The organism is Pseudomonas sp. S2_A02 (genome assembly GCF_054668495.1).
Genome location: NZ_CP162776.1, coordinates 1,335,800 through 1,350,137, shown reverse-complemented (window position 1 = coordinate 1,350,137; position 14,338 = coordinate 1,335,800). Strand labels below are relative to the sequence as shown.

Annotated in this window: 14 protein-coding genes and 4 tRNA genes; 14 read left to right on the top strand and 4 right to left on the bottom strand. The window is 58.6% G+C overall.

The window, feature by feature from the left end:
• Positions 1-41 precede the first annotated feature (41 nt).
• The 9 genes from purF to AB4O41_RS06020 all read left to right on the top strand — a co-directional run bounded on the left by purF (position 42) and on the right by AB4O41_RS06020 (position 8,441).
• Positions 42-1,547, top strand: coding sequence for an amidophosphoribosyltransferase (purF, locus tag AB4O41_RS06060; protein ID WP_007905939.1), 1,506 nt, complete (start codon positions 42-44; stop codon positions 1,545-1,547).
• Between the two features lie 78 nt (positions 1,548-1,625).
• The gene (locus AB4O41_RS06055; RefSeq protein WP_048395135.1) at positions 1,626-2,837 is read left to right on the top strand and encodes an O-succinylhomoserine sulfhydrylase; all 1,212 of its coding nucleotides are present in this window, start codon (positions 1,626-1,628) and stop codon (positions 2,835-2,837) included.
• The gene (locus AB4O41_RS06050) at positions 2,834-3,610 is read left to right on the top strand and encodes an SDR family oxidoreductase (protein ID WP_008007225.1); all 777 of its coding nucleotides are present in this window, start codon (positions 2,834-2,836) and stop codon (positions 3,608-3,610) included. Before AB4O41_RS06055 ends, AB4O41_RS06050 begins: the two co-directional genes overlap by 4 nt.
• A 254-nt stretch (positions 3,611-3,864) precedes the next feature.
• A tRNA-Val gene (locus tag AB4O41_RS06045) sits at positions 3,865-3,940 on the top strand.
• 55 nt (positions 3,941-3,995) lie between these two features.
• A tRNA-Asp gene (locus AB4O41_RS06040) sits at positions 3,996-4,072 on the top strand.
• Between the two features lie 92 nt (positions 4,073-4,164).
• Positions 4,165-4,241, top strand: a tRNA-Asp gene (locus AB4O41_RS06035).
• A 258-nt stretch (positions 4,242-4,499) separates the two neighbouring features.
• Entirely contained in the window at positions 4,500-5,009 is a 510-nt protein-coding gene (locus tag AB4O41_RS06030) for a sigma-70 family RNA polymerase sigma factor (RefSeq protein ID WP_460146683.1), read from the top strand.
• Positions 5,006-5,950, top strand: coding sequence for a FecR domain-containing protein (locus tag AB4O41_RS06025; RefSeq protein WP_460146682.1), 945 nt, complete (start codon positions 5,006-5,008; stop codon positions 5,948-5,950). Before AB4O41_RS06030 ends, AB4O41_RS06025 begins: the two co-directional genes overlap by 4 nt.
• A 67-nt stretch (positions 5,951-6,017) precedes the next feature.
• Entirely contained in the window at positions 6,018-8,441 is a 2,424-nt protein-coding gene (locus AB4O41_RS06020) for a TonB-dependent siderophore receptor (RefSeq protein WP_460146681.1), read from the top strand.
• Positions 8,442-8,563: 122 nt separating this feature from the next.
• On the opposite strand, the gene AB4O41_RS06015 is transcribed toward AB4O41_RS06020, so the two are convergent.
• The gene (locus AB4O41_RS06015; protein ID WP_460146680.1) at positions 8,564-9,847 is read right to left on the bottom strand and encodes an NAD(P)/FAD-dependent oxidoreductase; all 1,284 of its coding nucleotides are present in this window, start codon (positions 9,845-9,847) and stop codon (positions 8,564-8,566) included.
• A gap of 183 nt (positions 9,848-10,030) precedes the next feature.
• Between AB4O41_RS06015 and AB4O41_RS06010 the strand changes: the two genes are divergently transcribed.
• The 4 genes from AB4O41_RS06010 to AB4O41_RS05995 all read left to right on the top strand — a co-directional run bounded on the left by AB4O41_RS06010 (position 10,031) and on the right by AB4O41_RS05995 (position 12,246).
• Positions 10,031-10,107: transfer RNA gene (locus AB4O41_RS06010), tRNA-Val, on the top strand.
• A gap of 291 nt (positions 10,108-10,398) precedes the next feature.
• Positions 10,399-10,866: an anti-virulence regulator CigR family protein gene (locus tag AB4O41_RS06005; protein WP_460146679.1), complete on the top strand. Its 468-nt coding sequence runs from the start codon at positions 10,399-10,401 to the stop codon at positions 10,864-10,866.
• Between the two features lie 177 nt (positions 10,867-11,043).
• Positions 11,044-11,586: a hypothetical protein gene (locus AB4O41_RS06000; protein WP_460146678.1), complete on the top strand. Its 543-nt coding sequence runs from the start codon at positions 11,044-11,046 to the stop codon at positions 11,584-11,586.
• A 204-nt stretch (positions 11,587-11,790) separates the two neighbouring features.
• Positions 11,791-12,246 carry a DUF2214 family protein gene (locus tag AB4O41_RS05995; RefSeq protein ID WP_460146677.1) on the top strand — a complete coding sequence of 152 codons (456 nt, stop codon included), beginning with the start codon at positions 11,791-11,793 and terminating at the stop codon, positions 12,244-12,246.
• A 189-nt stretch (positions 12,247-12,435) separates the two neighbouring features.
• On the opposite strand, the gene csrA is transcribed toward AB4O41_RS05995, so the two are convergent.
• Positions 12,436-12,630: a carbon storage regulator CsrA gene (csrA, locus tag AB4O41_RS05990; protein ID WP_007905913.1), complete on the bottom strand. Its 195-nt coding sequence runs from the start codon at positions 12,628-12,630 to the stop codon at positions 12,436-12,438.
• Between the two features lie 248 nt (positions 12,631-12,878).
• Between csrA and AB4O41_RS05985 the strand changes: the two genes are divergently transcribed.
• On the top strand, positions 12,879-13,244 hold the full coding sequence (locus AB4O41_RS05985; protein ID WP_367372109.1) for an SPOR domain-containing protein: 366 nt from the start codon (positions 12,879-12,881) through the stop codon (positions 13,242-13,244).
• 73 nt (positions 13,245-13,317) lie between these two features.
• Here AB4O41_RS05985 and AB4O41_RS05980 read toward each other — a convergent pair whose 3' ends face one another.
• Positions 13,318-14,007 (bottom strand): endonuclease, encoded by a 690-nt coding sequence (locus AB4O41_RS05980; RefSeq protein ID WP_367372108.1) that lies wholly within the window; start codon positions 14,005-14,007, stop codon positions 13,318-13,320.
• Positions 14,008-14,011: 4 nt separating this feature from the next.
• The gene (locus AB4O41_RS05975) at positions 14,012-14,302 is read right to left on the bottom strand and encodes a DUF1654 domain-containing protein (RefSeq protein WP_460146676.1); all 291 of its coding nucleotides are present in this window, start codon (positions 14,300-14,302) and stop codon (positions 14,012-14,014) included.
• Positions 14,303-14,338 lie beyond the last annotated feature (36 nt).

Sequence of the window (14,338 nt, the reverse complement as noted above, 5' to 3'; positions counted from 1 at the left end):
GTTGTGTTCAGTTCAGATCCATTAAGTAGGGGTTGCGTCGCATGTGTGGCATCGTCGGTATCGTCGGTAAGTCGAACGTCAATCAGGCGCTGTATGACGCGCTAACCGTCCTCCAGCACCGCGGCCAGGACGCTGCCGGTATCGTGACCAGCCATGATGGCCGGTTATTCCTGCGCAAGGACAATGGCCTGGTACGTGACGTGTTCCATCAGCGTCACATGCAGCGCCTGGTCGGTCACATGGGCATCGGCCATGTGCGTTACCCGACCGCGGGCAGCTCGACTTCGGCCGAAGCTCAACCGTTTTACGTCAACTCGCCGTACGGCATCACTTTGGCGCACAACGGTAACCTGACTAACGTTGAACAATTGGCCAAGGAGATTTACGAATCTGACCTGCGCCACGTCAACACCAACTCTGATTCGGAAGTACTGCTCAACGTGTTCGCACACGAGCTGGCCCAGCGCGGCAAGTTGCAGCCGACCGAAGAAGACGTGTTCGCTGCCGTCACCGACGTGCACAACCGTTGCGTCGGTGGTTACGCGGTCGTGGCGATGGTGACCGGTTACGGCATCGTCGGTTTCCGCGATCCGCACGGCATCCGCCCGATCGTCTTCGGCCAGCGTCATACCGACGAAGGCGTCGAGTACATGATCGCCTCCGAAAGCGTTTCGCTGGACGTGCTCGGTTTCACCCTGATTCGCGACCTGGCACCGGGCGAAGCGGTCTACATCACTGAAGACGGCAAGCTGCACACCCGTCAGTGCGCGACCAACCCGTCGCTGACTCCGTGCATTTTCGAACACGTCTACCTGGCGCGTCCGGACTCGATCATTGACGGCGTCTCGGTCTACAAGGCCCGCCTGCGCATGGGCGAGAAGCTTGCCGAGAAGATCCTGCGCGAGCGTCCGGATCACGACATTGACGTGGTCATCCCGATTCCGGACACCAGCCGCACCGCGGCCCTGGAGTTGGCGAACCACTTGGGCGTCAAGTTCCGCGAAGGCTTCGTGAAGAACCGCTACATCGGCCGGACTTTCATCATGCCGGGTCAGGCTGCACGGAAAAAATCCGTACGCCAGAAGCTCAACGCCATTGAGCTGGAATTCCGCGGCAAGAACGTGATGCTGGTAGACGACTCCATCGTTCGCGGCACCACCTGCAAGCAGATCATCCAGATGGCTCGCGAAGCTGGCGCCAAAAACGTCTACTTCTGCTCCGCGGCACCGGCCGTGCGTTACCCGAACGTCTACGGCATCGACATGCCAAGCGCTCACGAGCTGATCGCCCACAACCGTTCGACCCAGGACGTTGCCGACCTGATTGGCGCCGACTGGTTGATCTATCAGGATCTGCCTGACTTGATCGAAGCGGTCGGTGGCGGCAAGATCAAGATCGAGAAATTCGATTGCGCGGTGTTCGACGGCCAGTACGTCACCGGTGACGTCGACGAGGCTTACCTGAACAAGATCGAGCAGGCACGCAACGATGCCTCCAAGGTCAAGACCCAGGCAGTCAGTGCGATCATTGATCTGTACAACAACTGAGTAACTACCGGCCCCTAGGGGCCGGTTTTGTATCTACTACAGACTCTCTAAATCAAGAGCAGGGCAAGGAGTGACAGCATGAGTCAGGATTGGGATGCCGGTCGGCTGGACAGCGACCTAGAAGGCGTAGCGTTCGATACCCTGGCCGTACGCGCCGGTCAGCACCGCACGCCGGAAGGCGAACACGGTGATCCGATGTTCTTCACTTCCAGCTACGTCTTCCGTACCGCTGCCGACGCGGCCGCACGCTTTGCCGGTGAAGTGCCGGGCAACGTTTACTCGCGCTACACCAACCCGACCGTGCGCGCGTTCGAAGAGCGTATTGCCGCGCTGGAAAGCGCCGAGCAAGCCGTGGCCACTGCCACTGGCATGGCTGCGATCATGGCAGTGGTAATGAGCCTGTGCAGCGCCGGGGACCATGTTCTGGTCTCGCGCAGCGTGTTCGGCTCGACCATCAGCCTGTTCGAAAAGTACTTCAAGCGCTTCGGCATCGAAGTCGATTACGTGCCCTTGGCGGACTTGTCCGGCTGGGATGCGGCGATCAAGGCCAACACTAAATTGTTGTTCGTCGAGTCGCCGTCCAACCCGCTGGCCGAGCTGGTCGACATCAAGGCGCTGTCGGAAATTGCTCATGCCAAGGGCACGATGCTGGTGGTCGATAACTGCTTCTGCACCCCTGCGTTGCAGCAGCCGTTGAAGCTGGGCGCGGACATCGTCGTGCACTCGGCGACCAAGTTCATCGACGGCCAAGGCCGTTGCATGGGCGGCGTGGTGGCCGGTCGTAGCGAGCAGATGAAAGAAGTCGTCGGTTTCCTGCGTACTGCCGGGCCAACCCTGAGCCCGTTCAACGCCTGGATCTTCCTCAAGGGGCTGGAAACGCTGAGCCTGCGCATGAAGGCGCACTGCGCCAATGCCCAGCAACTCGCCGAATGGCTGGAGCAGCAGGACGGTATCGAGAAAGTCCATTACGCCGGTCTCAAGAGCCATCCACAGCACGAACTGGCCCAGCGTCAGCAGAAGGGTTTCGGTGCGGTCGTGAGTTTCGAGGTCAAGGGCGGCAAAGAGGGCGCCTGGCGCTTTATCGATGCGACTCGCCTGATCTCCATTACCGCCAACCTGGGCGACAGTAAAACCACCATCACGCACCCGAGCACCACCTCTCACGGCCGTCTCGCGCCGCAAGAGCGTGAAGCGGCAGGGATCCGTGACAGCCTGATCCGCGTTGCGGTCGGTCTGGAAGACGTGGCAGACCTGCAGGCCGATCTGGCGCGCGGGTTGGCTGCCTTGTGATCGAGTTGTCGACGCCGACCACGGGCACCCATGGCCGCGTCGCGCTGGTCACCGGTGCTGCGCGCGGCATCGGTCTGGGGATCGCGGCTTGGCTGATCAGCGAAGGCTGGCAGGTGGTGCTGACCGATCTGGATCGGGAGCGCGGTTCGAAAGTGGCGAAGGTGCTCGGCGAAAACGCCTGGTTCATCGCCATGGACGTCGCGAATGAAGCGCAGGTGGCACTGGGCGTGGCCGAGGTGCTGGGACAGTTCGGGCGTCTGGATGCGCTGGTGTGCAATGCGGCGGTGGCCGACCCGCACAACATCACACTGGAAAGCCTCGATCTGGCCTACTGGAACCGGGTGCTGGCGGTGAACCTCAGCGGGCCGATGCTGTTGGCCAAGCACTGTGCGCCGTACCTGCGCGCTCACAGCGGCGCCATCGTCAATCTGGCCTCGACCCGTGCCGCACAGTCGGAACCCGACACAGAGGCTTATGCGGCGAGCAAGGGCGGTCTGTTGGCCCTGACTCACGCCTTGGCCATCAGCTTAGGGCCGGAAATTCGCGTTAACGCAGTCAGTCCAGGCTGGATCGACGCGCGAGATCCCGCGGCACGGCGTGCCGAACCGCTGACCGACGCCGATCATGCGCAGCATCCGGCGGGCAGGGTGGGGACGGTCGAGGACGTGGCGGCGATGGTGGCGTGGTTGCTGTCCAAGAACGCCGGGTTCGTCACGGGTCAGGAGTTCGTGGTCGATGGTGGCATGACCAAGAAGATGATTTACAGCGAGTAATAGGGCGGGCGCTGTCTCGAGCATTGATGTTGAATGTGCCGCCATCATCGCGAGCAGGCTCGCTCCCACATTAGAAAGCATGTTGCCCGAAGAAACGCGGTCCACTGTGGGAGCGAGCCTGCTCGCGAAAGCGGTCTGACGGTTGTCGACCTCGTTCGGAAGGACACAATTTTGTCTTTTTCAGAAAAACTTCAAGCGGGGTATTGACTTAGCTTCGGTACCTGCGTAAATTTCGCGGCCTCGGAGATGCAAACGGGTGATTAGCTCAGCTGGGAGAGCGTCTGCCTTACAAGCAGAATGTCGGCGGTTCGATCCCGTCATCACCCACCACTTCCGAGAGTCTTGCGAAAGCAAGATGGAAGCTTTTAAAAGCCTCCACCGACGCGCAGCGGTAGTTCAGTCGGTTAGAATACCGGCCTGTCACGCCGGGGGTCGCGGGTTCGAGTCCCGTCCGCTGCGCCATATTTTCCGAGTCAGATTTATCTGGTTCGAGATTGAAAAGCTTCTGAGTTTTCAATCAGACGAGTTACTTGGGCGAAAGTCCAAAGCGATACGCAGCGGTAGTTCAGTCGGTTAGAATACCGGCCTGTCACGCCGGGGGTCGCGGGTTCGAGTCCCGTCCGCTGCGCCATATCTGCCTCAAGGCCCACTGAACGCCTTGGAGCTACGAAGCAAGCGCTGGTAACGCCAGTGTCTGTTTCGAGTCGATAGCAAAGACCCTGGTCGAAAGACCGGGGTTTTTTGTGTCTGCGATTTGGCTTTTCCTCTCTCATTTCCTTCCCGCCCAACCTTTCTGCGCCCCAATTGCATAAAGCACTTGGTTCCCAGTTCCTACATTAATTAGAATCACTCTCATTTACGATAACTCCTTGGCACAGGGCTTCTTGAGATGAGTGATGTGGCGATGCCGAAGGAGCAAACCTTCCACGACCTGTACCGCGATCACCGTGGCTGGCTGGAAGGCTGGTTGAGAAGACGCATGGGCAATGGCTGTGATGCGGCGGACCTCAGTCAGGATACGTTCCTGCGTTTACTCGCCAGCTCTCAACGAATTGCCGATCTGCAAGAGCCCCGTGCCTATCTGCTGACGGTGGGCAAACGCCTGCTGAGTAATTTCTATAAGCGTCGAAGCCTCGAGCAGACTTATCTGACGGCGCTGGCGGCGTTGCCGGAAGACTGTATGCCGTCGCCCGAGCAGCGCTGGTTGTTGCTCGAAACCCTGCAAGCCCTGGATGAACTGCTCGATGGATTGCCGGCGGCAGTGCGCAGGGTGTTTCTCTGGAGTCAGCTGGAAGGCTTGAACTATCAGCAAATCGCCGAGCGCCTGCGGGTATCGGAGCGCACGATCAAACGCTACATGGCGCAAGCCTATGAGCATTGCCTGTTGGTGGAACTGTGAACAGTCCAGTGCCCGATGCCCGTCAGGCGGTGCGAGCTGCCGCGCAGTGGCTCGCCTTGCTGGAATCTGGAAGTGCCAGTGAGCGGGATCATGCGAATCTGCAGCGTTGGCGCGACAGTTGCGTCAGTCACGAGCAGGCCTGGCAGAAGGCTCAAGCCTTGCGTCAGCGGTTTGCTGAGCTGCCTTCAGCGTTGGCGCTCAAAAGTCTGGATCGTCCCGAGCCGGGTCGGCGTGTGGTGCTCAAGCGTGTATTGGGTGCGGTGGCGTTGGTGCCGGCGGCTTGGCTGATTAGCCGACAATTGCCCCTGGATGTCTGGCGAGCCGATCTGCATACGGCCACCGGGGAGCGCAAACAGGTGCAGCTCGCTGATGGCAGTTCCTTGCAACTCAACACGGCCAGTGCCGTCGATGTGGATTTGCAAAGCCGTCGCTTGAAGCTGATTGAGGGTGAGCTGTCGCTGAAGGTGCCAAGCGCGTCACCGTTGACGATCCAAACGGAATTTGGACAGATCATCGTCAGCCAAAGCGAAGTCTGTGTTCGACAGGCGGCGCGCGGTTGCCGCGTGTCGGTGTACGGCGGCGCCGTGCAATTGCAGCCCTTGCAGGGGCCGGCGTTGGCTTTGCGCAGTGGTCAACAAGTCAGTCTTCAAGCAATCGGTGTCGGGCCGATCAGCCCATTCGATGTGCTTGCGCCGGGTTGGCGAGAGGGCGTGCTGATGGCGAAAAACCAGCCGCTGGGAGATTTCCTGCGCGAACTCAGCACTTATCGACCGGGTGTGCTGCGTTGGGAGCCGGAGCTTGAAGCGTTGCGTGTCACAGGCAGTTTCCGCCTGGACGACACTGATCGCGTCCTCGCGTTGCTCGCGGCCAGCCTGCCGCTGGAGGTGCATTCACGTACCCGTTATTGGGTGACGTTGCTGCCGCGCAAAAATAGTGTGTGAAGCCTGTCCCCTTTTTTCGACTCGCTTGTCATTCAAGGCATGTGAACGAATCAAGAGAACTCTATCAATGCCCGCAGTAATACCTTGCTGTCCGCGCCCGGCTTCTTCCCGCTTGCGTCCGTTGTTGCACTTGAGCCTGTTGCTGGGCCTGAGTGCCAGTCCGTTGTTCATCACTGCCAGTTGGGCCGAAGACAGTGCCCGGCGCAATTATCAGGTGCCTGCCGGCAGCTTGAGCGATGCGTTGACCCGGTTTGCCGGTCTGTCTGGCGTCAATCTCTCGGTCGACCCGGCACTGGTGGGCGGTCGCACCAGTCCTGGTCTTTCCGGCGAATACGCGGTCGAGGAGGGCTTTGCCCGGCTGTTGCAGGGTTCCGGTCTGCAATTGCAACTGGTGGGCGAGCAAGCCTACATCCTGACCCCGGCGCCAGAAGGCAGCAGCCTGCAACTGGCCCCCACCTCGATTCTCGGTGCCACGGGCGGGGCGGACGGTGAGGTGTATGCCGGCGGCCAAGTCGCGCGCCGCGGTTCGCAAGGCTTGCTGGGCTCGAAAGATTTCATGGAAACGCCGTTCAGCATGACCACCTACACCGGTGAGGCGGTCAAAAACCTTCAGGCTCGTACCTTGGGCGACCTGATCGCCAGCGATCCCTCGGTTCGCGCCACCAACCCGGCGGGTGGGCGTTATGAGCAGTTCACCATTCGCGGGCTCAGCCTGTTCAACAGTGATGTCGCCTACAACGGTCTCTACGGAGTCCTGCCGACCTATACGATCGACATGGAGATGGCTGACCGCGTCGACATCATCAAGGGCCCGAGCCAGCTCATCAACGGCATCTCGCCGCGGGGCAGTGTGGGTGGCGGGATCAACGTGGTGCCCAAGCGCGCGACCGACAAGCCCATCACTTCGTTTACCGGTAGCTACGCTTCCGACAACCAGGTCGGCGGTGCCGTGGATGTCGGTCGGCGCTTTGGTGAAGACAACAAGTTCGGTATCCGTTTCAACGGCGTGAAGCAGTCCGGCGACACCGAATGGGATCACCAGAGTGTCGACCGCGAGATGGCTGTGCTGGGCCTGGATTTTCGCGGTGAGCGTCTGCGACTCTCGACGGACATCGGGCGCACCGAGCGTGATACCGACGCCCCGCAGGAACGCGTGCAGGTTGGCGCCAATGCCAAGGTGCCGAATGCGAACGATGTGCGCGACAACTATGCGCAGCCCTGGAGCAAGGCGAGCACCAACGACACTTTCGGAGCGGTGAACGGCGAATTCGATGTCAGTGATTCGGTCATGCTGTACGGCGGCGTGGGCGCGCGTAAAAGCAATCATGACTTCCTCCGGCATGCCGTTGCGGTCACCAATGATGCCGGCGATTTCAGCGTTCAGCCCCGTGACTTCACCCGTGACGAAAATGTCCGGACGGCCACGGCAGGGGTGCGCAGCTGGTTTCATACCGGTCCGGTGAGCCATGAGGTCAACCTGGCCGCCAGCTATTTCTACATGGACTTCGAAAATGGCGGCGCCCGTTATGCCGCGGCCCGCAGCAACCTCTACGACCCCGTGGAAACACCAACACCTGCGAGACCCACTCGACTCGATTCGAAGGTCTACACCGAGAACCGCTTCAGCGGCGTGGCGTTGTCCGACACTCTGGGCTTCTTCGATGACCGGCTGTTGCTGACCCTGGGCGCCCGCTGGCAGCGCGTGAAGGTTGACGACTGGACGGATGATGTCAAAGGCGCCACGGCCTACGATGAGGAAAAGGTTTCGCCGTCGGGCGGCATCCTGTTTAAGGCAACCGATAAGCTGTCGCTGTATGCCAACTACATGGAAGGCCTGAGCCAGGGCAAGATTGCGCCATCAACATCGGTGAACGAGGACGAGATATTCCCGCCGTTCATCAGTCGACAGGTCGAGGTCGGCGCCAAGTATGACGCGGGTGCGTTCGCCGTGACTGCCGCGGTGTTCCGGATCAAGCAGCCGGCCTATGAAACCAACGCCACGACCCGGGTTTTCGGCCCGAACGGCAAGCGCGAGAATACGGGCGTGGAACTGAGTGTGTTCGGTGAACCGCTCGATGGTTTCCGCCTGCTCGGCGGTGTCATGTACATCGACAGTGAGTTGAGCAACACCACCAATGGCACCTATGACGGCAACCGGGCGCCAGCCACGCCGAAATACAACGTCAACCTGGGCGCCGAGTGGGATGTGCCGACCGTGCAGGGCCTGACCCTGACCAGTCGCGGCCTCTATTCCAGCTCGCAGTATCTGGACCAGTCCAACAACAAGGAAATCGACTCCTGGGAGCGTTTCGATGTGGGTGCACGCTACGCATTCAAGATCGACGAAAAGAACATTACCCTGCGTGCCAATGTCGAGAACGTGGCGGACAAAAGCTACTGGAGTTCGGCCGGGGCCTCGGATGACAGCGAGCCTGGCTTGACATTGTCGACCCCGCGCACCTACCTCCTTTCGGCAACCATCGACTTCTGAGTGAACCGCCTTTCGTAGGAGCCAGGCTTGCCGGCGAAAGCGTCATCAATTGCGCTTTCGCCGGCAAGCCTGGCTCCTACGTTTCCTAGTCGCATTCAGCGGCCCCTTTTCACATCTATCGGTCAGTATCCGAACTTGTCCCGCAATCCGTAATACCAGGCGCCCAACGCAGCGAACGGTGTACGCAGCAATTGCCCGCCGGGGAACGGGTAGTGGGGCAGATCGGCAAAGGCGTCGAAGCGTTCGGCCTGGCCACGCAATGCCTCGGCCAGCACTTTGCCCGCCAGGTGCGTATACGTCACGCCATGGCCACTGCAACCCTGGGAATAGTATATGTTGTCGCCCAGCCGTCCGACCTGGGGAAGTCGCGACAGGGTCAGCAGGAAATTGCCGGTCCAGGCGTAATCGATTTTCACATCCTTGAGCTGCGGGAAGGCCTTGAGCATCTTCGGTCGAATGATCGCCTCGATGTTCGCCGGATCCCGCGCGCCATACACTACGCCGCCGCCGAAAATCAGGCGTTTGTCAGCGCTCAGACGGTAGTAGTCGAGCAGGTAGTTACAGTCTTCGACGCAGTAGTCCTGAGGCAACAGGCGCTTGGCCAATTCATCGCCCAAGGGCTCGGTGGCGATCACTTGAGTCCCGCAGGGCATCGACTTGGCCGCCAGCTCCGGCACCAGATTGCCGATATAAGCGTTGCCGGCGACGATAATAAATTTGGCCCTGACCTTGCCCTGAGGCGTATGCACCACTGGATTGGCGCCGCGCTCGATGCGCACCGCTGGCGACTGCTCGTAAATAGTGCCGCCCAGCGACTCCACGGCGGCTGCTTCACCCAAGACAAGATTGAGCGGATGAATATGCCCGCCGCTCATGTCGAGCATGCCGCCGACGTATTGATCGCAAGCCACCACTTCACGGATGCGTCGCTGATCCAATAGCTCAAGCTGCGTATGACCGAAACGTTCCCACAGGCGCTTCTGGGATTCCAGATGGCCCATCTGCTTGGCGGTAATGGCGGCGAACACACCGCCGTCCTTCAGGTCGCACTGGATGTTGTATTTGGCCACCCGCTCACGAATGATCCGTGCGCCCTCGAACGCCATTTGCCCCAGGAGCTGAGCTTGCTTGGGACCGACACTGCGCTCGATCACATCGATATCACGGCTGTAGCTGTTAACGATCTGGCCACCGTTGCGCCCCGATGCGCCAAAACCCACTTTGGCTGTTTCCAGGACCGTTACCCGAAAACCGTTTTCCAGCAGGAACAGGGCAGAGGACAGGCCGGTATAACCAGCGCCGATGACACAGACATCAGTCTCTACATCATCCTGCAAGGCCGGGCGCGGCGGCGCTGCATTAGCCGATGCGGCGTAATAGGACTCTGGGTAGGGAGTGTTCGCCATCCTGCAGCCTCTGTTTAATATATTTTACGAGTGCATCGATCCTACCCGAGTTAAAAAACGACCGCCAGCCAGCGGAAAATCTTCTTTGCCACAGCAAAATTAAATATTTTGCATATTCATAGGGTTAGGTGAAAAAAAGGTGTTGACACCCCTCCGGAATTCCGTAGAATGCCGCCTCACAGCAGGCACGTAGCTCAGTTGGTTAGAGCACCACCTTGACATGGTGGGGGTCGTTGGTTCGAGTCCAATCGCGCCTACCAAACAAAATCCGCTCTGCTGGGCGGTCTAGAAGGGCTCACCGAAAGGTGGGCCCTTTTTTGTTGTCTGCGATTTGCAAAACTTTTGCAAAACCCCCGCTCAAAACGCCAGTTCGGCGCCTCCCTCCAGGTACTCGATCTTCTTTTCGTCGTGCCCTATCAATGTCTGAATGTCTCCGTTCATTCGATTTTCCCATCTGGCCCTGTCGCCACCTCCAGTGAACACAGTTTCTGAACTAACACAGCCATAACCGTCTACATTGCAGGGGGCATCCCCTTTCTGAGAGAACGGATATGTTTAGATCTCGCTCGTTGATTGCCGCTATGACGTGTTTTGCCTTGGCGTCCGGTTCAATGACTGCATTGGCCGACCCGGGAAACGGGAAGGGCCAGGGAAGCGGCAAGGGAAATCCACAAAACATCCAGGACCATGGCAACGCCAGCCATGGAAGCAAAGGCAAAGGTTCAGGGGGTGACGATTGGAGTCACGGCCCGAGCATCAATCACGGAAGTGTTCTTGGAGTCGTGGGTGGTTATCGCGACTACTGGAGCCCCGGGCCCGCCTTGCCACCCGGCATTCAAAAAAATCTCGCCCGCGGAAAACCGTTACCGCCGGGGATCGCCAAAAAACTCGATGGCCGATTGCTCGGCAGGCTTCCCCATTACGATGGCTACGAGTGGCGGCAGGCTGGCACTGACTTGATACTGGTGGCCATCGCTACCGGGATCATCTATGAGGTTCTCAATGGCGCATTCGATTGAGGTGAAACCACAAATTCCAATCGCGCCCTCGCTGCATAACGATCAGTAAAACTACGGGGAGCAATGTGCATCGTTCGATAACGGCACATTGCCTGCCCGCTGGTCGTCAACCTTTGAACTGTGTGGGGCCGGAACGGTCAATTACTTCGTGCGATATCAACCTCACGGAACCCACCCATGTTATTAAAAAACAAGAGTTTTGCAGCTGTCATGTCCTGCGTGCTGATGCTTGCAGCCGCCCCATTATTGCCCGCTGACCTGTCCATCATGAGTTCCGCCTACGCGAAAGATGGTGGTGGTGGTGGTGGTGGTGGTGGTGGTGGTGGTGGTGGTGGTGGTGGTGGTGGTGGTGGTGGTGGTGGTGGTAACGGCGGTGGCAATGGTGGCGGTAACGGTGGCGGTAACGGCGGTGGTCATGGTGGCAGCGGTAATTCCGGCCATTCTGGCGGCGTCAGCAGCAATGGCCGTGGCGCAGGCTTGAGCAGTGATCACGTAGGCAAAGCCGTCCGCGACCATGGTCTCAGTGGCAACCACTACGGTAACGATCGTAATGGTGTTAGCGGTGTTAGCGGCCATGGTTCAGTGACTTCGGGCATTGCGAATTCCCGGGATACGCGAGGGGTGACGAAGGCCTCTGCCATTTCGACCTCTACGCCTGGCGATCACAATGCTAAAGGACTGAGCAACGCTCGCACTTCGACTTCAAAAAGAACGGATTAAATCCAGGGTTCTCAAAGCCGGGTATCCATCAGGAGCCCGGCTTTTTTGTGCCCGCTATTTGCCAATTGAGTATGAAGTTAAAACAACCGGCGTATGGGGCGTCCTGATGTGTGGGTAATCAGCGGAGCTACGTGCGTGGGCAAATCCCCGCCAATGAACTACTACTGTAGGGCTGTTTCAACTTCGTCTATAAGGAGTATGTCGATGCTGGCTCACTGGTTTCTGGCGGCGATTCACCTGTTGGCCTTTGCGCTGGGCTTCTGGGCGGTACTGACTCGCGGCACGGCTTTACGTCGTTTGACTGCCGGTGCAGGAGAGGCGCGCAGCGTTTTGGTGGCAGATAATCTGTGGGGGATCTCTGCAGTCATTCTCTTGATCACAGGTGGGATGCGAGCCTTTGGCGGGTATGAAAAAGGCACTGATTACTATCTTCACCAACCGCTGTTTCATCTCAAAATGACGCTCTTCGTCCTTATTCTGTTGCTTGAAATTGCGCCGATGGTGACGCTGATCAAATGGCGGATTGCGCTGGGGCGTGGGGCGGCTATCGATACCGGGCGCGCAACGCTGTTTGCCCGTATCAGTCATATCGAAGCGCTGCTGCTGATGTTGATGGTCGTGGCTGCCGCAGGCATGGCGCGTGGGGTTACGTTTGGTTAGCCCCGGAAGGAGGAGATCCTTTCTCGCAGTAAATCCGAAACGTCTGACAGTCATGGCATGAGATGGGCGGTAGTATCGGCTCCACGTTGCGACGGTATCGCAAGGCTGGGCAGAGGGCGATGTGGTGCTTGAATCTCTAGCCAGCCGTTATTCGAGGCTGAATGGGCTGGCTACTGACCACTGCAGGATTCAGGGTGTTTGCGGTTTGTCTGGGGCGGTCAGGCCGGCCTGAATGCGTTGATAGATCTCTTCGCGATGCACCGCAACGTCTTTCGGGGCGTTGATGCCAATCCTGACTTGCTGGCCGCTAACGCCCAGAATGGTGATCGTAATGTTGTCACCGATGTTTATGCTTTCACCGACTTTGCGGGTGAGTATCAGCATGGTTTTCTCCTTGATTGCTTGTGGGGCACCTGATTGGGACAGTGCAGAGGTCGGTATAGGTATAGATTAGTGCGAAGTCTCGCAGTTTGGGTGCCTCTTTCTGACGCGCAGATGCTGCATTAATTCCCAAGGCGTAACTATACAGAGGCCGCAACCATCATTCTCGTTGTTTTGCGCCCATTTTGCGGCGCTCGAACAGGATCCATGAGTGTTAAAATCGCCGCTTTCAGCATCCAGAGGGAAGCGTTGTGCGCAAAATGGCCTTGGTAATCGCAGTATTGACGTTGGCCGGGTGCGATGAGGGTAAGGGGGTTGACGCGCAAAAGCCGCAACCGACAGTCGCTTCCGCACCCGCGGCGACAACCGGTCCGCAATGGGACGTCGAGGTGCGCGGCGAAACGCCCCAGGCGGTCAGCGACCTGAGCGGCTGGTTGATTGAGCATAGCTTCGTTTCCAGCGTCATCAGGGATAACGGAAAGGTTCGTATCCTGATAGGGCCGTTCAATTCGAAAACCGAGGCAGAAGCCAAACAAGCTGAGGTGACGGCAGCGCTTACCCGGGCAAAGAAAAGGAATATCGAGTCGCTGGTGGTCGAACATCCGACGGCTCAATAAACAAAAACAGCGGTTAGAAACGAACAAAGGCCTGGGGTGTAATGCCCCAGGCCTTTGTGTTTTCAGCGGTCGATCAGCCGCAGGCTTTCATGTCTACCGGGCCGACAAACTCGTTGCCGCGCCCCATCACGCACGCCACGCTCTGGTTGCGCTGACGTTCCCAGGTCTGTACCGGATAGGTCTTGTTCCAGGCTTCATACAGTTGCCGATCCTGTTTTGACAGGCGCAAGCCGTACTGCTTGCTCATGTAGAAGTAAGTCCGGGCGATCATGCCGCGAATGGAAGGGCGGGGCATGACCTTCTTTGCCTTGAAGTCGACCTGCGTCAGACACGAGCCGTATTGACCGGTTTGCACCGGCAACCAGCCGAAGCTGAAGTTGCTGCGATCGCCATTCACCTCGCCGATGCTCGGCACCAGATTGTGCAGATCGGCCTCGGCTTTCTGATAGATCGGATCGTACCGCGTGCAGTTCTTGCGACCGCCTTGTTGCCAGCATTCGCGTTGATGGCCGATCTGCCAGGCCGGGACGATGTGCTCCCACTCGATGCGCGAGGCGCGTTTGGCATTTTTACGCGGCACATAACCGCAGGCGGCGAGGTTTACACGGTTGCCGGTGTATTTGCAGCCGCAATAAAACTCGGTGGATTGCGGAGCGTACAACTTCCACGCGACTTTCTTGGCTTCGTTGAAGGTGCGTGGGGCGCCAGCCTGGGCGCCGAAGGTTATGCACAGAAGCAGTAAAGCAAACCAGCGGACACTCATTGACTCAATCTTCCTTCGGCACAACCCAGAAAATCTGCACACCACCGTCGTCGCGATGGGCGAGGGTGACGTTGTCGTTCTCATCAATCTCTTCGAGCAAGCGTTCCCACTCATCCACGGGTTCGTCCGGAAGACGGAAGATCAGTGCGGCTTTGGCTTTCTGAGCGGTGGGGGAATTGATGATTTTCTGAACGCGCATACCCAGGCGTTCATAGGCGTCTGGAGAGGCTGAGGGAGTGGCCACGGAATTATCCTTATTAAGCTGTACGTGCATACAGTATTTAACTGTAAGCATTTTCGCAACTGCTTAAAATTCAAGAAATCCTCTGAC